General features: G+C 73.2%; 21 protein-coding genes. 6 read left to right on the top strand and 15 right to left on the bottom strand.

What is annotated here, in order from left to right; translation table 11 throughout:
- Nucleotides 1-352: 352 nt before the first annotated feature.
- Entirely contained in the window at nucleotides 353-1,609 is a 1,257-nt protein-coding gene (locus ACFY23_RS01745) for an LOG family protein (protein ID WP_387035633.1), read from the top strand.
- Nucleotides 1,610-1,676: 67 nt separating this feature from the next.
- Here ACFY23_RS01745 and fbaA read toward each other — a convergent pair whose 3' ends face one another.
- Nucleotides 1,677-2,702 carry a class II fructose-bisphosphate aldolase gene (gene fbaA / locus ACFY23_RS01740; protein ID WP_350685502.1) on the bottom strand — a complete coding sequence of 342 codons (1,026 nt, stop codon included), beginning with the start codon at nucleotides 2,700-2,702 and terminating at the stop codon, nucleotides 1,677-1,679.
- 152 nt (nucleotides 2,703-2,854) lie between these two features.
- Nucleotides 2,855-3,238: a phage holin family protein gene (locus ACFY23_RS01735; RefSeq protein WP_350685500.1), complete on the bottom strand. Its 384-nt coding sequence runs from the start codon at nucleotides 3,236-3,238 to the stop codon at nucleotides 2,855-2,857.
- 125 nt (nucleotides 3,239-3,363) lie between these two features.
- On the opposite strand from ACFY23_RS01735, the gene ACFY23_RS01730 reads away from it, so the two are divergent.
- From ACFY23_RS01730 to ACFY23_RS01710, 5 genes are all read left to right on the top strand, one after another.
- Entirely contained in the window at nucleotides 3,364-3,576 is a 213-nt protein-coding gene (locus ACFY23_RS01730) for a hypothetical protein (protein ID WP_350685499.1), read from the top strand.
- Nucleotides 3,577-3,838: 262 nt separating this feature from the next.
- Complete coding sequence (locus tag ACFY23_RS01725; RefSeq protein WP_350685498.1) at nucleotides 3,839-5,371, top strand: LPXTG cell wall anchor domain-containing protein; 1,533 nt, start codon at nucleotides 3,839-3,841, stop codon at nucleotides 5,369-5,371.
- Between the two features lie 283 nt (nucleotides 5,372-5,654).
- Nucleotides 5,655-7,100 carry a 3' terminal RNA ribose 2'-O-methyltransferase Hen1 gene (locus tag ACFY23_RS01720; protein ID WP_350685496.1) on the top strand — a complete coding sequence of 482 codons (1,446 nt, stop codon included), beginning with the start codon at nucleotides 5,655-5,657 and terminating at the stop codon, nucleotides 7,098-7,100.
- Nucleotides 7,097-9,622, top strand: a complete 2,526-nt coding sequence (locus ACFY23_RS01715) for a polynucleotide kinase-phosphatase (RefSeq protein WP_350818929.1) — start codon at nucleotides 7,097-7,099, stop codon at nucleotides 9,620-9,622. The genes ACFY23_RS01720 and ACFY23_RS01715 overlap by 4 nt, the downstream gene beginning before the upstream one ends.
- Before the next feature lie 127 nt (nucleotides 9,623-9,749).
- A complete protein-coding gene (locus tag ACFY23_RS01710; RefSeq protein WP_350685599.1) occupies nucleotides 9,750-10,463 on the top strand; it encodes a VTT domain-containing protein in 714 nt (237 codons plus the stop codon).
- A gap of 57 nt (nucleotides 10,464-10,520) precedes the next feature.
- Here the strand turns inward: ACFY23_RS01710 and ACFY23_RS01705 are convergent, their stop codons facing one another.
- The 13 genes from ACFY23_RS01705 to clpB form a co-directional block, all read right to left on the bottom strand.
- The gene (locus ACFY23_RS01705; RefSeq protein ID WP_007073957.1) at nucleotides 10,521-10,898 is read right to left on the bottom strand and encodes a helix-turn-helix transcriptional regulator; all 378 of its coding nucleotides are present in this window, start codon (nucleotides 10,896-10,898) and stop codon (nucleotides 10,521-10,523) included.
- Between the two features lie 57 nt (nucleotides 10,899-10,955).
- On the bottom strand, nucleotides 10,956-11,495 hold the full coding sequence (locus ACFY23_RS01700) for an orotate phosphoribosyltransferase (RefSeq protein ID WP_350685601.1): 540 nt from the start codon (nucleotides 11,493-11,495) through the stop codon (nucleotides 10,956-10,958).
- 168 nt (nucleotides 11,496-11,663) lie between these two features.
- Nucleotides 11,664-12,473: an SDR family oxidoreductase gene (locus ACFY23_RS01695; RefSeq protein WP_350685602.1), complete on the bottom strand. Its 810-nt coding sequence runs from the start codon at nucleotides 12,471-12,473 to the stop codon at nucleotides 11,664-11,666.
- Nucleotides 12,474-12,483: 10 nt separating this feature from the next.
- The gene (locus ACFY23_RS01690; RefSeq protein ID WP_350685604.1) at nucleotides 12,484-13,197 is read right to left on the bottom strand and encodes a hypothetical protein; all 714 of its coding nucleotides are present in this window, start codon (nucleotides 13,195-13,197) and stop codon (nucleotides 12,484-12,486) included.
- A gap of 71 nt (nucleotides 13,198-13,268) precedes the next feature.
- Nucleotides 13,269-14,081 carry a hypothetical protein gene (locus tag ACFY23_RS01685; protein WP_350685606.1) on the bottom strand — a complete coding sequence of 271 codons (813 nt, stop codon included), beginning with the start codon at nucleotides 14,079-14,081 and terminating at the stop codon, nucleotides 13,269-13,271.
- Between the two features lie 147 nt (nucleotides 14,082-14,228).
- The gene (locus ACFY23_RS01680; RefSeq protein ID WP_350685608.1) at nucleotides 14,229-15,797 is read right to left on the bottom strand and encodes a polyamine aminopropyltransferase; all 1,569 of its coding nucleotides are present in this window, start codon (nucleotides 15,795-15,797) and stop codon (nucleotides 14,229-14,231) included.
- Nucleotides 15,794-16,630, bottom strand: coding sequence for a hypothetical protein (locus ACFY23_RS01675; protein WP_350685609.1), 837 nt, complete (start codon nucleotides 16,628-16,630; stop codon nucleotides 15,794-15,796). Before ACFY23_RS01675 ends, ACFY23_RS01680 begins: the two co-directional genes overlap by 4 nt.
- The gene (locus ACFY23_RS01670; RefSeq protein WP_350685610.1) at nucleotides 16,630-17,052 is read right to left on the bottom strand and encodes a DUF350 domain-containing protein; all 423 of its coding nucleotides are present in this window, start codon (nucleotides 17,050-17,052) and stop codon (nucleotides 16,630-16,632) included. The genes ACFY23_RS01675 and ACFY23_RS01670 overlap by 1 nt, the downstream gene beginning before the upstream one ends.
- Before the next feature lie 37 nt (nucleotides 17,053-17,089).
- Nucleotides 17,090-17,515, bottom strand: coding sequence for a DUF4247 domain-containing protein (locus ACFY23_RS01665; RefSeq protein WP_350685612.1), 426 nt, complete (start codon nucleotides 17,513-17,515; stop codon nucleotides 17,090-17,092).
- Nucleotides 17,512-18,018 (bottom strand): DUF2617 family protein, encoded by a 507-nt coding sequence (locus ACFY23_RS01660; RefSeq protein ID WP_350818931.1) that lies wholly within the window; start codon nucleotides 18,016-18,018, stop codon nucleotides 17,512-17,514. The genes ACFY23_RS01665 and ACFY23_RS01660 overlap by 4 nt, the downstream gene beginning before the upstream one ends.
- Nucleotides 18,018-18,644, bottom strand: a complete 627-nt coding sequence (locus ACFY23_RS01655; protein ID WP_350685614.1) for a DUF4178 domain-containing protein — start codon at nucleotides 18,642-18,644, stop codon at nucleotides 18,018-18,020. Before ACFY23_RS01655 ends, ACFY23_RS01660 begins: the two co-directional genes overlap by 1 nt.
- Before the next feature lie 235 nt (nucleotides 18,645-18,879).
- Complete coding sequence (locus ACFY23_RS01650) at nucleotides 18,880-19,260, bottom strand: hypothetical protein (RefSeq protein ID WP_350818933.1); 381 nt, start codon at nucleotides 19,258-19,260, stop codon at nucleotides 18,880-18,882.
- A 123-nt stretch (nucleotides 19,261-19,383) separates the two neighbouring features.
- Nucleotides 19,384-21,975, bottom strand: coding sequence for an ATP-dependent chaperone ClpB (clpB, locus tag ACFY23_RS01645; protein WP_350818934.1), 2,592 nt, complete (start codon nucleotides 21,973-21,975; stop codon nucleotides 19,384-19,386).
- Between the last annotated feature and the right edge of the window lie 51 nt (nucleotides 21,976-22,026).

Below are 22,026 nucleotides of genomic sequence, written 5' to 3'. Positions count from 1 at the left end.
GTTGACTGAACGGCTGAGGAGTTGGTCACGCCTGCGGCCTATGCCACCAGCAGATGTTTTCCATTACAACTATTGGTCCGGAGCCTCCCCAGGACCGGGTTATGCAGGAGCCCGGTGGCTGCGGTCGCCGGGCTCCTGTCCGTCCCGGCGCTCCCGGCGAGCCGGTGCCCATGCCACGGGCACCAGGCACCAGGCACCAGGCACCAGGCACCAGGCACCAGGCAGCGTCCACACCGCCACGCCGCCACGCCGCCACGCGGCCACGCGGCCACGCGGCCACGCGTGAGTCCGCCGAGCGCGCGGCCACCCCCGCAGGTTTGGTCGGTTGCCCGGGCGGGGCAGGATGGCGAGGGTGCCGACCCCACCGCCCGCGGACGTCATCGAGCCGCACACCTGCACCGACGAGATCGAGACCCGCGCCGAGTTCGACCGGCGGCTGGCCACGGGCAGCCTGGTCGGGCTGACCGTGCAGGGCCTGCGGCTCGACCTCGCACCCGTCCCCGACCTCACCAGGATCGAGGTGACCGGCACCCTGTTCGTCGGGTGCCGCTTCGCCTCCCGCGAGGTCGGCGCCGACCTGGTCCGGCGCGGCGCGAACGTGGTGCCGCCGTTCTCCGGGCTGCCCTACCCGACCCAGCCGTCGCACCTCTACACCCCGGACGACCTGGCCGCCGGCTTCGCCGAGGGTGGCTTCGCCGGGATGTACGACACCCGGGTCTACGAGCACTTCCGCGCGCACGGCGGAGCGCTGCCGGAGGTGAAGGAGGCGCTCGGCCAACGGCTGCACGACCACGGCGTGGACAACGCGCTCGCCGACGCCACCCGCGCCTGGCTGGCGACCCACGGGCCGCAGTCGGTGGTCGGCGTCATGGGCGGGCACGCGGTGCCGCGCGGCAGCGCGCCGTACCGGATGGCGGCGGTGCTGGGCTGGGAGTTGGCCCGGGCGGACCGGCTGGTGGTGACCGGCGGCGGGCCCGGGGTGATGGAGGCCGCCAACCTCGGCGCGTTCCTGGCGCTGCGGCCGGTCGAGGACCTGGACGCCGCGATCGACCTGCTCGCCGGGGCGCCGGACTTCACCGACCACGACCGCTACACGGCGGCGGCGCTGCGGGTCCGGGAGCGCTACGGCCAGCCGGTGCCGCCGCCCCGGCCCCGGGCCGCCGACCCCGCCAGCGTCTCCCGCGTCGACTCGGCCACGCTGGCCGGCGGCGACGTGGACTGGGCGCGCGCCGGCGGGCTGGCCATCCCGACCTGGCTCTACGGCCACGAGCCGGCGAACCTGTTCGCCGGCCGGATCGCGAAGTACTTCTCCAACGCCATCCGGGAGGACACCATCCTGCGGCTGGCCCGGGGCGGGATCGTCTTCGCGCCGGGCCGGGCCGGCACCGTGCAGGAGGTGTTCCAGGCGGCCACCAAGACCTACTACGGCACCGACGGGGCCAGCGGCGCGTACGTCTTCCTGGACCGCGCGTACTGGACGCGGGAACTGCCGGTGGAGTCGCTGCTGCGCCCGCTGCTGGGCGCCTCGCCGTTCGGCGACCTGTCGGCCACCGTGCACCTCACCGACGACGTCCACGAGGCCGTCCGGGTGCTCACCGCGACGGCCTGACGGGGCCGGACACGCCGACGGCCGGCCCCCGGGCGGGAGCCGGCCGTCGGCGGTACGCGTCAGCGCGTCACTTGGCGAGCGTGGTGCCGGTCGAGCGCAGGTGCTCGCAGGCCTCCACGACGCGGGCGGCCATGCCGGCCTCGGCGGCCTTGCCCCAGACCCGCGGGTCGTACATCTTCTTGTTGCCGACCTCGCCGTCCACCTTCAGCACGCCGTCGTAGTTGCGGAACATGTGGTCCGCAACGGGGCGCGAGAAGGTGTACTGGGTGTCGGTGTCGATGTTCATCTTCACCACGCCGTAGTCGAGCGCCTCGCGGATCTCCGACAGCAGCGAGCCGGAGCCGCCGTGGAAGACCAGGCTGAGCGGCTTCTCCTTGCCGTACTTGGCGCCGACCGCCTCCTGGATCTGGTTGAGGATCTCCGGGCGGAGCTTGACGTTGCCCGGCTTGTAGACGCCGTGCACGTTGCCGAAGGTCAGCGCCGCCATGTAGCGGCCCTTCTCGCCCAGGCCGAGCGCCTCCACCATGGCGAGGCCGTCCTCGACCGTGGTGTAGAGCTTGTCGTTGATGGCGTTCTCGACGCCGTCCTCCTCGCCGCCGACCACGCCGACCTCGATCTCGAGGACGATCTTGCCCTTGGCGGCCTCGTCGAGGAGCTGCGCGGCGATCTCCAGGTTCTCCGCCACCGGCACGGCCGAGCCGTCCCACATGTGCGACTGGAACAGCGGCTCCTCACCGCGCTTCACCCGCTCCTGCGAGATGCCCATCAGCGGGCGGACGAACTTGTCCAGCTTCTCCTGCGGGCAGTGGTCGGTGTGCAGGGCGATGTTGACCGGGTACTTCTTGGCCACCTCGTGCGCGTACGCGGCGAACGCCACCGCGCCGGTGACCATGTCCTTGATCGAAGGTCCGGAGAGGTATTCCGCGCCACCGGTCGAGACCTGGATGATGCCGTCGCTCTCCGCGTCGGCGAAGCCCTTGAGCGCCGCGTTCAGGGTCTGCGAGGACGTCACGTTGATCGCGGGGTACGCGTACCGGCCGGCCTTGGCGCGGTCCAGCATCTCCGCGTAGGTCTCGGGGGAAGCGATGGGCATGTCGAACGCTCCTTACTTACCGCTGTCGGCCGTCGCCGGCCGCTGTTGTCCTTGGGTGCGCCGGACCGCGCTGTCCACCGTCGGCAGTATCCCGCAGAAGAGAGGCGCTGGCACAACCGACCCGGTACCCGCCCGACCGCTGGCCGCGCCGCTCACCGCCGCTCCCACCTGTCGGGCACGGCGACGCTGATCAGCCAGGTGGCCACGGCCATCACGATGGCGCCCCAGAACGCGGCCCAGAAGCCGTCCACCTGGAAGGGCAGGTCCAGCGCCCGGGCGATCCGGTCGGTCAGCAGGAACAGCAGCGCGTTGACCACCAGCGCGAACAGGCCGAGGGTGAGCAGGTAGAAGACGCAGCCGAACACCTTGATCAGCGGTTTGAGCACCGCGTTGACCACGCCGAAGATCACGGCCACGACGACGAGCGTGAGCGCGTCGTCGGCGCCGGACCGGCCGGTCACCTCAACGCCGGGCACGATCAGCGTGGTGATCCACAGCGCGACCGCGGTGATCGCCAACCTGATCAGGAAGCCCACGGCCCCATCCTGGCACCGGGGGTGGCGGCCGGTGGGGCGATTCGGTCGACTCGGCTTCCGAGCGGTGGGCGGGCACAGCCCGTACGGTGGGTGGGAACCGTCCGCCGAGATCCCGGGAGGGACTGATGGGTCAGCCCGACGAGGACTTCGCCCCCAGCGACCACCTCAGCCCCGAGGAGCGCGACATGGAGGCGGAACCGGCCGACGCCGTCGAGCAGGCCGCCGCGGTCGACCCCGGCGAGGTCGACGTGGAGCCGCACCGCGGCCTGGAGGTCGGCGACTGGGACGCCATGGAGCAGGCCCGGGTGGTCGCCGGCGACGAGGACGACTACCGCTGACGGCGTGACAGCGGGCGGGACGCGACCGGACGACCCGGTGGCGTCCCGCCCGATGCGTCGGTCGGTCGGCGAACTCCTCGTATGTCACCGCACCTCCCGGGCTCCCGCTCCTGGTGACGGATGCGAGCGGCCGGAACGTTGCGATCCTGGTCAGCCGTTCGGTCGGCATTGGCCCTGTGGGTGGGTCGGGGGCAGCGGAGAGTGTTAACCAGTCCTTAAGATCCGCGGGCCACTCCTGGCATTCCCACGGGAGGACCCCCACATGCTCAAGCACTCCACCCGGCGCTGGTTGGCCGGGCTGGGCGTCGCAGGCGCGCTCGTCGCCGCCTCCGCCAACCCCGCCGTCGCCGCCGACGATCCCTTCGAGGTCGTCGCCCAGGACATGCTCGTCGCTGCGGACCACACCGGCATGGCGTACGTCTACGCCTCGCCGACCGACTCGGAGAACCCGCACCAGTTCGGCCGCACCACCCTCGACATCGACTTCTCCGGCATCTCCGACTTCGCCGTCCTGGAGCAGCCCGGTGAGGGCTGGGGATGGGTGTGCGAAACCTCCGCCCAGGTCGTGCACTGTGAGACCGAGTTCGCCGAAGACGACGGCCCGTGGCTTGGTATCCAGGTGACCGGCAAGCACCAGGCCACGCCGGGCCAGCAGGGTCAACTGAAGTACGCGGTGACCTCCGGCGGCCGGACGGTCAGGACCACCTCCACCGTCACCCTCGCCGAGCGCGTCGATCTCCAGACCGTCCCGGAGGCCAGCGTCAGCGGTGCTCCGGGCGGCCGGGTCGGCACACCGGCGACCGTCCGCAACGGGGGCGAGACGACCAGTCACGGCGCGGTGCTGCTGCTCAACAGCGACTACCTCTACCGGTACGCAGGCAACTTCTCGAACTGTCAGCCGAGTGAGTACCTGGGTGTGCTCTGCACCTTCGACGAGGACTTGGAGCCGGGCAAGAGCTACCGGCTCTCTGCTGACCTGCCCTTCCAGCTCCACGAGGACGCCCGGACGGGTGCCGACCTGCTGGCGACGAGCGCCTGGTGGACCAAGGACGACTGGGAACTGGTCAGCCGGGACTTCCCGCAGGACGGTAAGCCCGGCACCGGGGCGAAGCTGCGCCTCGTGGAGGAGTCCGAGGCGAAGTCGCGGACGGCCCAAACCGACCCGGACATCATGAACAACTTCACTGAGATCTCGGTGAAGGTTACCGGCGACAATCCGGCCGACCTCAGTGTCAAGGGCGCCACGGCCAGCGGGAAGAAGGGCGACGTCGTCCAGGTGCGGCCGACCTTCACGAACCTCGGCCCGGCCCTGCTCGAACACCAGGGCCGCCCGGTCTTCCGGGTCACGATCCCGGAGGGCACCACCGCGGTCGACGTCTCCGGCGACTGCCAGCCGTACACCTCCGACGACGAGTGGGACCTGTGGAACGGCCAGTGGGGTGAGCCGGGCGCCAAGGAGTACGGCTGCCAGGCCACCGAGACCCCGAAGGGCGCGGAGCACTTCTACGAGTTCGGCCTGCGGATCGACAAGGTCGTCCCAGACGCCTCGGGAGCCGTCTCCGTCCGGCTGGCCGGCGACCCTAACAGCAAGAACGACAGCGCCAAGATCGTGATCAACCCGACCAACGCGAGTGGCGACGACGGTGACGGTGGCCAGGGCGGCGGTGACGACCCCGAGCTGCCGATCACCGGTGAGTCCACCGGCCTGATCGCCGGCCTCGGCGGCCTGCTGCTCGTCGCCGGCGTGGGCGGCTACGTGGTGGCCAAGCGCCGCAAGACCCGCTTCGTCGCCTGATCCACCCGCACCACCGGTGCCCCGCCGACCACCCCGGCCGGCGGGGCACCGCCGTATCCACCGCCCCTGATCCCCGACCCGACAGCACGCGCCTCCACCGTGAGCAGACCGCACCCGCACGCCTCCGGACGGCGCGGGACCAGCACGGGTTTCCGGGGGAGCCCCACCCGCGCAGGGATCAAGCCTGACCGCCCGGAGCGGGTGGGGGCTCCCCCGGAAACCACCCCCGCGACCAAGCGAAAACGGGACGACGCAAGATCGACGTGACTGACACCATGGGCGCGTGCTGCTCACCCTGACCACCACCCACCGCCCGGCGACCGACCTCGGTCACCTGCTGGTCAAGCACCCCGACCGCGCCCACTCCTTCGACGTGCCGGTCGGCACCGCGCACGTGTTCTACCCGGAGGCGGGCGAGCAGCGCTGCACCGCCGCCCTGCTGCTCGACGTCGACCCGTTGCGGCTGGCCGGCGCGCGGGGCAAGGGTCGCGGCCGGCACCAGGCCCCGACCCCGGAGGGATTCACCCTCGGGCGGTACGTCAACGATCGACCGTACGCCGCGTCCAGCCTGCTCTCCTCCGCGCTGTCGAAGGTGTACCGGTCCGCGCTGCGCGGCGAGTCCCGGGAGCGCCCCGAGCTGGCGCGTACGCCGATCCCGCTGGAGGTGCGGGTGCCGGTGTTGCGCTGCCGGGGCGGCGCTGACGTGGCCGTCCGGATGTTCGGCCCGCTCGGCTGGACGGTGACCGCCACCCCGATCCCGCTCGACGAGCGGCACCCGGAGTGGGGCGACAGCCGGTACGTCGACCTGACGCTGACCGGCACGCTGCGCGTCGCCGACGCGCTCAACCACCTCTACGTCCTGCTGCCGGTCCTGGACGACGCCAAGCACTACTGGGTGGCGCCCGACGAGGTGGACAAGCTGCTCCGGGCCGGCGAGGGCTGGCTGGCCGACCACCCGGAGCGCGGCATGATCACCCGCCGCTACCTGGCGCACCGGCGGGCGCTGGCCGGGCTGGCCCTGGCCCGCCTCGCCGAGCAGCGCCTGACCGACGAGCCGGCCGCCGCGGACCCGGAGTCCGTGGACGAGGACGCCGGGGAGCCCACCCTCCGCCAGCCGACGCTGGCGGCGCGGCGACGGGAGGCCGTGCTCGCCGCGCTGGTCGAGTCCGGCGCGAGCCGGGTGCTGGACCTGGGCTGCGGCGGGGGCGCGCTGCTCGCCGCGCTGGTCGGCGACCGCCGGTTCACCGAGATCGTCGGCACCGACGTGTCCCCGCACGCGCTGACCCTGGCCGCCCGGCGGTTGCGGCTGGACCGGCTGCCGGAGCGGCAGCGGGACCGGGTCCGGCTCTGGCAGTCCGCGCTGACCTACCGGGACGACCGGCTGCGCGGTTACGACGCGGCGGTGCTGATGGAGGTGATCGAGCACGTCGATCCGCCCCGGCTGCCGGCGCTGGAGGACGCCGTCCTCGGTCACGCCCGCCCCGCCACCGTCGTGGTGACCACGCCCAACGTCGAGTACAACGTCCGCTACGAGGGCCTGCCCGCCGGGCGGTTCCGGCACGCCGACCACCGGTTCGAGTGGACCCGCGCGGAGTTCGCCGCGTGGGTCGACCGGGTGGCCGCCACCTACGGCTACTCGGCCACGGTCGGCGGGATCGGCGACGACGATCCCGAGGTCGGCTCCCCCACCCAGCTCGCCGTGCTCACCCGCCAGGAGAACAGCCGATGACCACCCTCGACATCCCCGAGCTGGCCCTGGTCGCGCTGGTCGGCGTCTCCGGTTCGGGCAAGTCGACCTTCGCCCGCCGGCACTTCGCGCCCAGCCAGGTGCTCTCCTCCGACGCGTTCCGGGCGATGGTCGCCGACGACGAGAACGACCAGTCGGCCTCCGGCGACGCGTTCGAGGCGCTGCACCACGTCGCCGCCACCCGGCTGCGGCGGGGCCGGCTCACCGTGGTCGACGCGACCAACCTCCAGCCGCACGCCCGGGCCGCCCTGGTGCGGGTGGCCCGCGAGCACGACGTGCTGCCGGTGGCGATCGTGCTGGACGTGCCCGAGGCGCTGGCCTGGGAGCGTACCGAGGGCCGCGCCGACCGCGCCTTCGGCCGGCAGGTGCTCGCCCGGATGCAGCGCGACCTGCGCCGGTCGTACGGGCAGCTCGCCCGGGAGGGCTTCCGGAAGGTGCACGTCCTGCGCGGCGTGGACGAGATCGACGCCGCCGAGATTCGCTACGAGAAGCTGTTCAACGACCGGCGCGAGCTGACCGGGCCGTTCGACATCGTCGGCGACGTGCACGGCTGCCGCGCCGAGCTGGAGGCGCTGCTGTCCCGGCTCGGGTGGGAGCTGCGCCGCGACGGGCACGGCCGGCCGGTGGACGCGACGCACCCGGCGGGCCGTACCGCCGTCTTCGTCGGTGACCTGGTGGACCGCGGCCCGGACTCCCCCGGCGTGCTCCGCCTGGTGATGGGCATGGTGGCCGCCGGGCACGCGATCTGCGTGCCCGGCAACCACGAGCAGAAGCTGCTGCGCCGGCTGCGCGGCCGGGACGTGCGGCTCACCCACGGCCTGGCCGAGACGATGGCCCAGCTGGCGGCGGAGCCGGACGCCTTCGTGGCCGAGGTGGCGGCCTTCGTCGACGGCCTGGTCAGCCACTACGTGCTGGACGGCGGCCGGCTGGTGGTCGCGCACGCCGGGCTGAAGGAGGCGTACCAGGGTCGCGCGTCGGGCCGGGTGCGGGCCTTCGCGCTGTTCGGCGAGACCACCGGTGAGACCGACGAGTACGGGCTGCCGGTCCGCTACCCGTGGGCGCGGGAGTACCGGGGCTCGGCGATGGTGGTCTACGGGCACACACCCACCCCGGAGCCGGAGTGGGTGAACAACACCATCTGCATCGACACCGGCTGCGTCTTCGGCGGTCGGCTCACCGCGCTGCGCTACCCGGAGAGGGAACTGGTCTCGGTGCCGGCGGAGCGGGAGTGGTACGCCCCGGCCCGCCCGCTGACCGCCGCCCCGGCCCGGCCCGACCAGGTGCTGGAGCTGACCGACGTGGTCGGCCGGCGGCACGTCGAGCACGCGTACGGGTCGCTGACCGTGCCGGCGGAGAACGCCGCGGCGGCGCTGGAGGTGATGAGCCGGTTCGCGGTCGACCCGCGGTGGCTGGCCTGGCTGCCGCCGACGATGGCGCCCTGCTCGACGGCGACGGTGGGCGGCTTTCTGGAGCACCCGGCGCAGGCGTTCGCCGACTACCGCGCGGCGGGCGTGGACCGGGTGGTCTGCGAGGAGAAGCACATGGGCTCGCGGGCGGTGGTGCTGGTCTGCCGGGAGCCCGACGGCGGGCCGTTCGGTCCGGGCGGCGGTGTGGTGCACACCCGGACCGGCCGGCCGTTCTTCGGCGAGCCGCTCGACACCGGGCTGCTCGACCGGGTACGCGCGGCGGTCGGTGGGGCTGGGCTCTGGGACGAGCTGGAGACCGACTGGCTGCTGCTCGACTGCGAGCTGCTGCCCTGGTCGGCGAAGGCGGGCGGGCTGATCCGCGAGCAGTACGCCGGGGTCGGCGCCGCCGGCCGGGCCGCGCTGCCCGCGGCGCTGGCCGCGCTGGAGGCCGCCGCCGGTCGGGGCCTGCCCGTGGGTGACCTGCGCGACCGGATGGCCCGCCGACACGGCGAGATCGTGGGCTACTCGGACGCCTACCGGGCGTACGTGGGGCCGACCGACGGGCTGCGCGGGGTGACCCTGGCCCCGTTCGCGGTGCTCGCCGGCGCCAAGGCCAGCTACGCCGACCGGGACCACGGCTGGCACCTCGGGCTGGCCGACCGGCTCTGCGCGGCCGACCCCACGTTCTTCACCCCGACCCGCCGACAGGTGGTCGACTTGGCCGATCCCGCCGCCGAGGCGGCGGCCACGGACTGGTGGCTGGCGCTGACCGCCGCCGGCGGCGAGGGCATGGTGGTCAAGCCGTACGCCGGGCCGGCCGCCCGCTCCGAGCGGGGCTCGCTGCTCCAGCCGGGGATCAAGTGCCGGGGCCGGGAGTACTTGCGGATCATCTACGGCCCCGGGTACGACGAGCCGGAGCAGCTCGCGACGCTGCGCCGCCGGTCGCTGGGGCGCAAGCGGGGGCTGGCGCTGCGCGAGCACGGGCTGGGGCTGGCGGCGCTGGACGCGCTGGTCGCCGGCGCCCCGCTGTGGCGCCGGCACGAGCTGGTCTTCGCGATCCTGGCTTGCGAGTCCGAGCCGGTCGATCCCCGGCTGTAGGCGGGTCCCCGCCGTCCGGGCCCCGGTCGGGACGGCGGGCGGGTGTGACGTCGAGCACCGGCACGCCGGAGGGCCACCTAGACTACGGACGTTCCGTCCCCGACCGGCATCCATCGGAGGTCACCTCGTGCCGACGCCCACCACCACCCTGGCCCTGGGGCCGAGCTGGCTCGATCCAGAGGTGTTGATCTCGACGTTCGGGCTGATCGGCATCCTGGTCATCGTCTTCGCCGAGTCGGGCCTGCTGATCGGGTTCTTCCTGCCGGGCGACTCGCTGCTGTTCACGGCGGGCCTGCTCACCGCCGACGGGAAGTACATCACCTACCCGCTGTGGCTGGTCTGCCTGCTCATCACCCTCGCGGCGATCGCCGGCGACCAGGTCGGGTACGCGTTCGGCCGCAAGGTCGGCCCGGCGCTGTTCCGCCGGCCGAACTCGAAGCTGTTCAAGCAGGAGAACGTGCTGAAGGCGCACGACTTCTTCGAGAAGTACGGCGCGCGTTCCATCGTGCTGGCCCGCTTCGTGCCGATCGTGCGGACGTTCACGCCGATCGTGGCCGGGGTCAGCCGGATGAACTACCGCACCTTCGTCATCTACAACGTGATCGGCGGCATCCTCTGGGGCACGGGCGTGACCGTGCTCGGCTACTTCCTGGGCCAGATCCCGTTCGTCAAGGCGAACATCGAGATGATCCTGATCGCGATCGTGGCGCTCTCGGTCGTCCCGATCGTCGTCGAGCTGCTGCGGGCGCGGATGGCCGCCAGGCGGGGCACCACCCCGCAGGAGGTGGCCGCCGCCGAGGAGGCGATCCGGGAGACCCGCGAGCACTACGGCAAGCACTGACGGGCCGTCCGTCCGGTGCCGCCCCCGCTGGGGATGGCACCGGACGATCGGTACGGGTCAGCGAGCCTTCTTGGTGGCGCGCTTACGCGGCGGGGTCAGCAGATCCGCGATCGTGGCGATCGCGGTCGGCACCAGCCGGTAGTAGGCCCAGACACCGCGCTTCTCCCGCTCCAGCAAGCCGGCCTCGGTGAGGATGCGCAGGTGGTGACTGACCGTCGGCTGCGAGAGGCCGAGCGGCGCGGTCAGGTCGCACACGCACGCCTCGCCCTCGGGCGCCGACTGGATCAGGCTGAGCAGCCGCAGCCGAGCGGGATCGGCGAGGGCCTTGAGGACCCCGGCGAGACGCTCGGCATCGGCACGTTCGATCGGCTCGCCGGCAAGCGGCGAGATCTGAGGCATGGTCATTTCAGCCAACGCAGTTCCCACGTATTCCATCCTTCCACCAGCAGCATCGATCCGCCTGCATATCAGCAGATCCGAATCGGCAGACTTTTACGCCACAAGGCCGAGGTCAGCCAACGTATAGGCCGCCCGATAAGGCAGTCCGGCGGCTCGCACGGCGTCGCCGGCGCCTCGATCAACAATAACCGCCACACCCACGATCTCGGCCCCGACCTCACGAAGGGCCTCGACCGCGGTCAACACACTCCCCCCGGTGGTGGACGTGTCCTCCACCGCCAACACCCGCCGGCCGGCCACGTCCGGCCCCTCGATCCGGCGCTGGAGGCCGTGCGCCTTGCCCGCCTTGCGGACCACGAACGCGTCCAGCGGATGATCAGTCGCGGACGCGGCGTGCAGCATGGACATCGCCACCGGATCGGCCCCCAGGGTCAGCCCGCCCACCGCGTCGTAGTCCCAGTCGGCGGTCAGCTCGCGCATCACCCGGCCCACCAACGGAGCGGCCTGGTGATGGAGCGTGACGCGACGCAGATCGACGTACCAGTCCGCCTCGCGCCCGGAGGAGAGCACCACCCGGCCGTGGACCACCGCCAGGTCGGTAATGAATTTACGCAGGTCGTCGTGGTCCCCCATGGCGATAGAGGGTACTGCGCAAGTCTGGGAGCCGCGTGCCGGGTCCACCCTGATCAGCCGTGGGAGCGACCGATGGCCGGCGATGGCCGGCTACGCTGAGCGACCGTTCAGCCGGCGGGACGGGCGGTCGACGCCGCCCGGCGGCGCGGCGCGACCCCGCTGCGGGGGTCAGCCGTCGTCGCGACCGATGCGACCCCGGGTGTCGCGGGCCACCGCCTCCAGCAGCCGCCGGGGCGCGTGCCGCAGGCCGGCGACGGCCAGCTTGTACTTCCACGCGGGGACGCTGACCAGCTTGCCTTTGCGCAGGTCACGCAGCGCATCGTCGACCACGTCGTCGGCGCGCAGCCACATCCACTCGGGGGTCTTCGACATGTTGATGCCCGCCCGGGCGTGGAACTCCGTACGCGTGTAGCCGGGGCAGAGCGCCATCACGCGGACGCCGAACGGCCGCGTGGACTGGCCGACGGACTCGCTGAAGTTGGTGACCCACGCCTTGCTGGCCGAGTAGGTCGAGCCCGGCATGACCGCCCCGAAACCCGCCACGGAAGAGACATTTATCACTGCCCCACGGCGCCGCTCGGTCATCGGTCGCAGCGCCGCGAGGGTCAGCCTCATCACCGCGTGCACGTTGAGCCGCAGCAGCCGCGCCTCGTCCTCGGCGGACGACCGCAGGAACGGGGTGTTCAGGCTGATGCCGGCGTTGTTGACCAGAAACTCGACCGGCGACCCCTCGGCCAGCCGCCCCTCCACCGCCGCGCAACCGTCGTCGGTGGACAGGTCGGCCGGGATCGTCTCGACCTCCCGGCCGTGCCGTGCCGTCAGCTCGGCCGCCGTGTCGGCCAGCCGGGCGGCGTCCCGCGCCACGAGCACCAGGTGCCAGCCGTCCGACGCCAGCCGGCGGGCGAAGGCGGCGCCGATGCCGGCGGTCGCGCCGGTGATCAGGGCCCGCCGCTCGGTGGTCGGCTGGTCGAGCGTCACGGGGCGGTCCTCACCTCGGCGGGTACGGGGGCGCGGGCGGCTGGTGCCACGGGTGCGGGGCGGGCTGCTGTGGGTCGGCGGGCGGCGATGCGGGCTGCTGCTGTGGGTCGGCGGGCGGTGCGGGCGGCGTGGGGGGCTGCTGCGGGGCGGGTGCCGCTGGTCGGTGGCGGAACCAGGCGTTCGCCGCCGGCAGGGCCAGCAGCGTTGCTACCACAAGGTAACCGAGCACCTGGCCGGCCGAAAGCCCCCCGCCCAACGGAATCCACCAGGACGGGTGGGCGTCGTCGACGAGACCCAACAACTCGCCCGTCGCCCGGTCGTCCTCGCCGAGTCGCAGCGGGGCGGCGCGCTGGCCGGCCAGCACCGCCAGCGCGCAGCAGCCGAGGATCAGACCCAGCCCGGACACCACCCAGGTCGCGGTGCGCGCGCCGGAGCGGCCGGCCCGCAGGCCGAGAGCCAGGCCGGCGAGGAGCAGCCCCGCGAGCAGGCTCACCACCGCGGTGAGCACGGTGGACACGCGCAGCAGGGTGGCCACGCGGTCGATCTGGTCCGGGCTCGCCGAGGTGCCCCCGGCCGCGTCGCGGAACCGGTCCACGGTGCCCCCGAGGGTCACCGCGCCGGCGACGGCGTACGCCAGGGCGGCGACCGCCATCAGCGCCAGCACCGCCACGGCCAGCGTGACCACGGCCGGGCGGCGGGCCGGCGCCCGATCGGGGTACGACACGACGAGTCCCTCCGGTAGGCGTCGGATGCAACCTACTCGGAGGGACCGTCGGCGTCGCTGTTATCGGCCGGTCAACTCATCGGCGGGGGCGTCGGACCGGGGCGGTCCGAGCCGGGGTGCTCGCCACCCGGGGTCGCCCCCGGCTGGCCCGGCTGCCCCTGGTGCCCGCCGTACGGCGGCTGGCCGGGGTGGCCCGGTGCCGGCGGCTGGCCGGGAGCCTGCGGATACCCCGGCGTCTGCGGGTAGCCGGGCTCGCCGGGGGTCTGCGGGTAGCCCGGGTAGGACGCGCCCGGCACCGGCGGCTCCCAGGCCTGCTTCGGCTTGCGGAAGAACTCGTTGGCCTTCGGCAGCGCCAGCAGGATCAGCGCGGCGAGCAGCGCGAGCAGACCGATCACGCCGACCAGCGTGGAGACCGGGTTGACCCAGCCGGGCAGCGCCTCCTCCAGGCGGCGCTGGACCTCCTCCGGGCTCGGCGCGTCGCCGGTCGGCTGGCCGGTGCCGCCGAAGCCGCCGCCGGCCGCGCCGCTGACCAGGCCACCGCCCGTGCAGCAGACCATGATGCCGCCGATGACCCAGGTGGTGATCCGCGCCCCGTTGCTGCCCCGGTTGTTGAACACGCCCAGGACGGCGAGCACCACGGCGAGCAGGAGCAGCAGGATGGAGCTGCCGATGGTGGCGAACATGGCGAAGTCCGCCACGTTCTGCACGCCGTTGGCCTCGGTGCCCCGGTAGGCCTCGTCGAGCACCTCGCGGACGGTGCCGACGGTGGACAGCGCGATGATGACGCCGATGAGCTGGGTGAGCGCGAACAGCCACAGCAGATACGTGGAAATGGTCACCACACCCGGCCGGGTACGGGCCGGCGTGTTGTGGGAATCGACCATGATTCTCCCTCCCTAAGATCGCGGTCACACCGTATCGAGATCGGGCCAGTCGGGCACGACAGGCGGACACCGACCCGCCGTACGGCATCGATACGTTCGCCCGCGACGGGCCGTACGAGTAGCCGCGACGGGCCGTCACGGGCCGCGTCAGTAGCCGCGCCACTCCGCCCGCGCGTACTCCAGCACCCTGGGCTGGAGCAGGGTGGAGGCCGGCACGTCCACGCGACGGCGGTCGGCGGGAAAGGCCCCGGCGGCGGACAACGTCGCCGCGTCGAGGAAGCGCAGCGCCGGCGCGTCCGGCGGCAGGGCCAGGGCGGGCGCGGTCGCGCCGGGGGCGGCCAGCAGGAAGCCCCAGTCGCCGAAGGACGGCACGTCCACGTGGTACGGCGTGGTGGCGAAGCCGGCCTCGCGCAGCGACGCCTCGATCGACCAGTACGACCGGGGCGCGAAGTACGGCGAGCCGGACTGCACGACCAGCCGGCCGCCCTCGGCGAGCACCGCGCGCACCAGCGCGTAGAACTCGACCGTGTAGAGCTTGGCGGTGGCCGTCTCGTCCGGGTCGGGCAGGTCGGCCACCACCGCGTCGAACCGGTCCGTGGCGGTACGCAGCCACGAGAAGGCGTCGGCGTGCACCACCCGGACCCGGGGGTCGTCGAACGCCCCACCGTTGAGCCGGCGTAGCTGCGGCTCGCTGCGGGCCAGCGCCACCACCGCCGGGTCCAGGTCCACCACCGTGACCCGCCGGACGTCCGGGTAGCGCAGCAGCTCGCGTACGGCGAGGCCGTCGCCGGCGCCGAGCACCAGCACCTCGCCGCGCGGGCCGTTCAGCACCGGGTGCACCAGCGCCTCGTGGTAGCGGTACTCGTCGACGGAGCTGAACTGGAGGTCGCCGTTCAGGAAGAGCCGCAGGTCGGTGCCGGTCCGCCCGGTCTCGGCGACCGAGCGGGTGAGCACGATCTCCTGGTAACGGCTGCGCTCGGCGTGCACCACCGGGTCCCGGTAGAGCTGCTGGCGGGCGGTCAGCTCGAAGTCGTGCGCGGTCACCCACGCGTACCCGAGGCAGAGGGCGACCACGGCGGTGCCGGCGCCGAGCGCGACCCGGGCCCGGCGGCTCAGCTCCCGCCGGAAGACCGTGCAGACCAGCGCGAGCCCGGCCACGGCGTTCACCGCGCCCACCACCAGCGCGCCCTTGAGCTGGCCGAAGACCGGCAGCAGCAGGAACGGGAAGGCCAGCCCGCCGAGCAGCGCGCCGACGTAGTCGGCGGCGAACAGGTCGGCCACCGCGCTGCCGGCCGCCTGCTCCCGGATGCGTTGCAGCAGCACCATCAGCAGCGGGATCTCCGCGCCGATCAGCAGGCCGAGCACGAACGCGGTGCCGACCAGCGCCGGGCCGTAGAGGTCCAGCCAGGCGAAGGCCGCGTAGAGGCCGAGGACGGAGAGACCGCCGAGCAGGGCCAGGGCCAACTCGATCGCGGCGAACGCGGCGGCGGCGCGCGGCTGCAACGGCTTGGCGGCGAGCGCGCCGACGCCCATCGCGAACACCATCACGCCCAGCACGATCGACGCCTGCCCGACCGTGTCCCCGATCAGGTAGCTGCCCAGGGCGACCAGGGCCAGCTCGTAGACCAGGCCGCAGGCGGCGCAGACGAAGACCGCGACGAGCACCGCCGCGCGGGACAGCCGCCACCGCGCGGGCGCCGGCGCGTCGACGGTCACTGCCGCTCCGGCGTACGCCCGGAGTCCTGCCTGGCGGCCTTGGCGGCCTTGGCGGCCTGCCTCTGCTCCTGTCGCTCGGCCTGCTTGCGGAGCTGGCGGCGGCGCTGCCACAGGCCGGCGGTGACCAGCAGGGCGGTGAGCAGCAGCAGGCAGAACGCGGCCACGAAGTAGCCCCAGCGGTCCCGCCACAGGTCGCTGCTGGCGTCGGGCAGCGGCGCGGGGGTGGCCGCGTCGACGGCCGGGGTGGCGGCCGGGGTGGCGGCCGGCTCCACCAGTCCCGCCTCGGCGGCGAGCAGGGGCAGCGTCACGGCGGCCCGGGTGATCGCCCAGCCCGGATCGTCGATGAAGACCTTCTCAGTCAGCCCGAACCGCTCCAGCCCTTGCTCGATGCGCAGCAGCTGACTGGTGGTGATGTCGGCGGACCCCGTCACGTCGATCCGCGCGAAGTCCTCGCTCTCGCTGCTCTCCGAGGTGTAGGCGACGCGGGCGTCCACCTGCACCCAACGGGGGCAGGCCGGGTTCTCCTCGACCGCGATCCCGTCGCCGAGGTTCGACCCGACGCTCAGCGGGTCGCTGTAGCTGAAGTAGTCCTGGAGCACCCAGCCGTAGCAGATGCCCTGGCTGTCGGCGGAGCGCTGGAGGATCGGCACGGTGTCGCCGCGCTCCTGCGCGGTCGGCGACGGCACGTCCTCGTCTCCCGAATCGCTGTTGGCCAGCCCGGCCACCACGCAACCGAGGACGACCAGGCCGGTGGTCAGCCAGATGGCCCAGGCCGCCGCTTTCGGCGACGAATTCTTCCCGGCCGGCGGGGCCGGCTTCTTCGCGCCGGACATCAGCTGATCGCGGCGGCGATGATCGCGCCGGTGGCCAGGTGGACGACGGCGGAGACCCAGACCGCCGGGTGCGGCTGCGGGTCGACCAGGATCTCCCCGAGCCTGCCCGGCGTGGCCACGTCGAGCAGCAGGAACGCCGCCGCCATGATGACCAGGCCGAGGATGCCGTACGCGGCCGCGCCGACGATGCCGAGCACGAAGTCGTCGGCGCTGGCGGCGATGGCGGCCACCACGATGATGCCGACGCCCGCCAGGTTGGAGGCGAGCAGCAGCGCGGCGTTGCGGTTGCGCTCGACCCAGATCAGCTCGTGGAGCTTTCCGGGGGTGGCCACGTCGACGAGGGCGTAGCCGACGGCCATCAGGACGACACCGACCACGCCGTAGGCGAGCGTGACCAGCAGATCGGTGACCAGCGTCTGCAAGGGGACTCCAGGGGTTTCGTCGGGGTGAGGGGATGGGCTACTTGCCGGAGCCCGGGCCGCCGCCGCGCACGGTGCTGCCCCGGCCCCAGCCCCAGTGGTTGCCCACGGTGGAGTGGTAGCGCGGGTACGCCGTGCCGAGGCGTTCCAGCAGGATCACCGAGCCGGCGGCGATCGGCAGGATCACCACCGAGTCGTCGTCGTAACGCAGGTAGACGCCGCTGCCGTCGACGTACTGGTCGGCCGGCTGCCACGCGTCGGTGACCTCCTTCGCCACCTCGCTGGGCGACCGGTTCGAGGTGTAGGCGACGGCGTCCCCGCCGATGTCCTGGCTCGCCGCCCGGGTGTACCTGTCCTCGACGAAGCCGCGGGGCGAGAAGTTGCCGTAGAAGATGGCGAAGGCGGCGATGAGCGCGCCGATGACGGCGACCGCCACCCCCACCACGAACCAGCGTCGGTACGTCATCGCAGTGCCACCACCGTCTCGGTCAGGACCAGCTCGTTGGTCTGGGGGTACGCGTGCCAGGTGCGCCAGCCGAGGGCGCCGTCCGGCGGGTCGGGGCGCACCGACAGCGCGGTCACCGCGTCGGCGTCGCCGGGGAAGACCCCCACCAGCGCGTACGGGTCGTCGGCCAGGTCGGCGCGCAGGGCGGCCACCCGGTCGCTCAGCCCGGTGCCGGGGGGCCGCAGCACGGTCGAGGTGAAGCGGTAGCCGTTCGCCTCGTCCTGCACCGCCTGCGGCAGCTCGGGCGGACGGCCGGGCAGGCAGGCGACCGTCTCGGTCAGGGTGGCGCCGGGAGCGCGCAGGACCACCTGGTGCGAGGCGCCGAGCAGGCGCAGCCGCAGCCGGACGCCGCCGGGCAGGTCGAGGTCGAGCACGTGCAGCGCGGGCAGTTCGTCGTCGCCGAGGGCCAGGCTGAGGTCGGCGGCGCTGGTGTCGACGTACGGGGCGTCGAGGGTGACGATCATCAGTCCACCTCGGCCTGCGGGTAGATCATCACGTCGGCGCGGTGCAGCACCTCGCCCAGCGCCACCTCCCAGCCCGCCTCGCCGTACGCCTCGAAGGAGAGCCGGGCCCCGCCGGGCGCCTGGTAGTCGTGGTACCGCATGGTGCCGGTCGGGTCGAGGCCGGTGGTGCCCGTGGCGGTGTAGCGGGCCTGGCCGGTCTCGTCCCAGTTGTAGCGGCGGCCGGCGAAGTCGATCGTCGGGGCGCCCGGGGTGACGGTGGCACCCGGCTCGGCGGCCCACAGCACCAGCTCCAGCTCCGGGTCCTCCTCCACGGAGAGCCAGCGGCGCACGCCCGCGGCGTCGTCGAGCAGGTGCTCGGTCCAGCTCCAGCCGCCCTCGACCAGGCGGATCGAGCCGCGCACGGCGTACGACGTCCCGCGGATCTCGACGATGTCGCCGGGCTTCAGGCGGCGGGGGTCGCCGCGCAGCGCGTCGGCGTCCCGGTCCCGCAGCGGGTCGCCCGGGCTCTTGGGGGCGTGCTGGGGTCGGGACCGGCCCCGGCGCAGGGCCACCACGGCGACCACCACTCCGGCCACCCCGACCAGACAGCCCGCCGCCGTCAGCAGGTACGCCACCGACCCGTCCACCGACCACCTCCCCAGGTACGTCGGCGGAGACGGTAACAACCCCGCGCACCTGGGGAAACTTCGGAGCCAGGCGTGAGGGGCCGACTACTGAACGTGCCCGCCTGGTCGGCCGGAGGATGGGCCCGGAGGCCAGAGCTGGCCTGACATGACCGGGGCCAAAGGTGCCGGCGGGGGCGGGGGCGCCGGCCGACCTGTGAACCAGCGGTTGGCCGGGGGCACGGTCAGCGGCACGGCCTCATGCTCCGGCGAGCCGCTCCGACGCGTACCCGCCCAGGGTGGCGCGGCCCATGACGCAGCCGGTGAACGTGCCGAACTCGGCCGGGTCCTCGCGCAGCGCCGTCCAGGCCACCCGGCCGGCCGCCGGGTCGAGCCGCTCGAGCAGGGTGGCGGCGTAGACGCGGCCCGCCGGGGTGCCCTCGGCGAGCAGCCGGTCGAGTTGCCCGCGTACGCCCTCGGGGTCGTCGGCGAGCACCGCCTCGACGCGCCGGTACGCCTCGGTCACCGGCAGCAGCGTGCCGGCGATCCCGACCCCGCCGAACGCCACCGTGTCGGCCTGCCGCAGCTCGTCGAGGGCCGCCTCGACCTCCCGGTCCCTCTTCTTCCCGATCCCGAACATGCCCACCTCCTTCCCCGCCGCGGGCCGCCCCACCCCTGTCCGCCCTGTTGACCAAGAGGTTTGCGTCCTCGGCGGGGCGTCGCCGGGACGCAAACCTCTTGATCGAGGTGGGCCGGGCCGGGGTCAGGTTGCCGAGACCGTCAGGGCGTCCTTGGTGTCCGACAGGTCGACACGGACGGTGTCGCCGTCGCGGATCTGGCCGGCCAGGAGGGCCTTCGCGAGCTGGTCGCCGATCGCCGTCTGGACCAGGCGGCGCAGCGGCCGGGCCCCGTAGATCGGGTCGTAGCCGTGCTCGGCGAGCCACCCCCGGGCGGCGTCGGTGATGTCCAGGCCCAGGCGGCGGTCCGCCAGCCGCTTGCGCATCCGGTCGAGCTGGATGTCCACGATGGCCCGCAGGTCGTCACCGAGCAGCGCGGCGAAGACCACGATGTCGTCCAGCCGGTTGAGGAACTCCGGCTTGAAGTGCGACCGGACCACCGCGAGCACGCCCTCCCGGCGCTGCTCCTCGGCCAGCGTCAGGTCGCCGATCACGGACGACCCGAGGTTGGAGGTGAGGATCAGAATCGCGTTGCGGAAGTCCACGGTGCGGCCCTGACCGTCGGTGAGCCGGCCGTCGTCCAGCACCTGGAGCAGGACGTCGAAGACGTCCGGGTGGGCCTTCTCGACCTCGTCCAGCAGGATCACCGAGTACGGCCGGCGACGCACCGCCTCGGTGAGCTGCCCGCCCTCCTCGTAGCCGACGTAGCCGGGCGGGGCACCGACCAGGCGGGCGACCGAGTGCTTCTCGCCGTACTCGCTCATGTCGATGCGGACCATGGCCCGCTCGTCGTCGAAGAGGAACTCGGCGAGCGCCTTGGCCAGCTCGGTCTTGCCGACGCCGGTCGGGCCGAGGAAGAGGAAGCTGCCGGTCGGGCGGTCCGGGTCGGCGACGCCGGCCCGGGCGCGGCGTACGGCGTCGGAGACCGAGCCCACGGCCTGGGCCTGGCCGACGACGCGGGCACCGAGCGACTCCTCCATCCGCAGCAGCTTGGCGGTCTCGCCTTCGAGCAGCCGGCCGGCGGGGATGCCGGTCCAGGAGGCGACCACGGCGGCGATGTCGTCCGCGCCGACCTCCTCCTTGAGCATCGCGCCGTCGGCCTGGAGCCGGGCCAGCTCCTCCTCGGCCCGCTTCAGCTCGGCCTTGAGGGCGGGGATCCGGCCGTAGCGCAGCTCGGCGGCGCGCTCCAGCTCGCCGTCGCGCTCGGCCCGCTCGGCCTCGCCGCCGAGCCGCTCCAGCTCCTCCTTGGCGGTGGAGAGCTTGGTGATGTGGTCCTTCTCCAGCTTCCAGCGGTCGGCGAGCGCGGTGAGCTGCTCGCGCTTGTCGGCCAGCTCCTTGCGCAGCCGCTCCAGCCGCTCGGCGGAGGCGGCGTCGGGCTCCTTGGCCAGCGCCATCTCCTCGATCTCCAGCCGGCGTACGGCTCGCTCGATCTCGTCCACCTCGACCGGCCGGGAGTCGATCTCCATCCGGAGCCGGGACGCGGACTCGTCGACCAGGTCGATCGCCTTGTCCGGGAGGAACCGGTCGGTGATGTAGCGGTCCGACAGGGAGGCGGCGGCGACCAGGGCGGCGTCGGTGATGCGGACGCCGTGGTGCACCTCGTAGCGCTCCTTGAGCCCCCGCAGGATGCCGATGGTGTCCTCGATGGTCGGCTCGCCGACCAGCACCGGCTGGAAGCGGCGCTCCAGGGCCGGGTCCTTCTCGATGTGCTCGCGGTACTCGTCGAGGGTGGTCGCGCCGACCATCCGCAGCTCGCCGCGGGCCAGCATCGGCTTGAGCATGTTGCCGGCGTCCATCGAGCCCTCGCCCTTGCCGGCGCCGACGACGGTGTGCAACTCGTCGAGGAAGGTGATGACCTGCCCGTTGGAGTTCTTGATCTCCTCCAGGACGGACTTCAGTCGCTCCTCGAACTGGCCCCGGTACTGCGCGCCGGCGACCATCGCGCCGAGGTCGAGCGAGACCAGCTTCTTGTCGCGCAGCGACTCGGGCACGTCGCCGGCCACGATCCGCTGGGCCAGGCCCTCGACGATCGCGGTCTTGCCGACGCCCGGCTCGCCGATCAGCACCGGGTTGTTCTTGGTACGCCGGGACAGCACCTGGATCACCCGGCGGATCTCCGAGTCCCGGCCGATGACCGGGTCGATCTTGCCGTCGCGGGCGCTGGCGGTCAGGTCCACGCCGTACTTGGCCAGGGCCTGGTAGGTCTGCTCAGGGTCGGCGGTGGTGACCCGCCGGTCCCCGCCGCGCACGGTCGGGAAGGCGGCGACGAGGTTCTCCTCGGTGGCCCCCGTCGACTTCAGCGCACCCGACACCGCACCACCCACCCGGGCCAGGCCGGCGAGCAGGTGCTCGGTGGAGGTGTACTCGTCGCCGAGCGGCCGGGCGATCTGCTCGGCGGCCCCGATGGCGTTGACGAACTCGCGGGCCAGGGTCGGCTCGGCGATGCTGGAGCCGCGCGCGGCGGGCAGGGCGTCGACCGAGCGCTGGGCGACCCGGCGCAGCTCGGCGGGGTCGGCCCCGACGGCGCGCAGCAGGCCGGCGGCGGTCGAGCCCTCGGTGTCCAGCAGTGCCAGCAGCAGGTGCCAGGGCTCCACGGTGGCGTGACCGCGCTGGTTCGCCATCGCGACGGCACCGGTGATGGTCTCGCGGCTCTTGGTGGTGAGTCGTTCCGTGTTCATGGGCTCCCCCGGATCGGCGTGTCCACTGGGAAGGACACAACCAGAGTTGAG

This window comes from Micromonospora sp. NPDC000121, assembly GCF_042899165.1.
In the GTDB taxonomy this organism is placed as follows: domain Bacteria; phylum Actinomycetota; class Actinomycetes; order Mycobacteriales; family Micromonosporaceae; genus Micromonospora.
The sequence above is the reverse complement of the archived record's forward strand: the minus strand, read 5'-3'. Positions and strand labels throughout refer to the sequence as shown.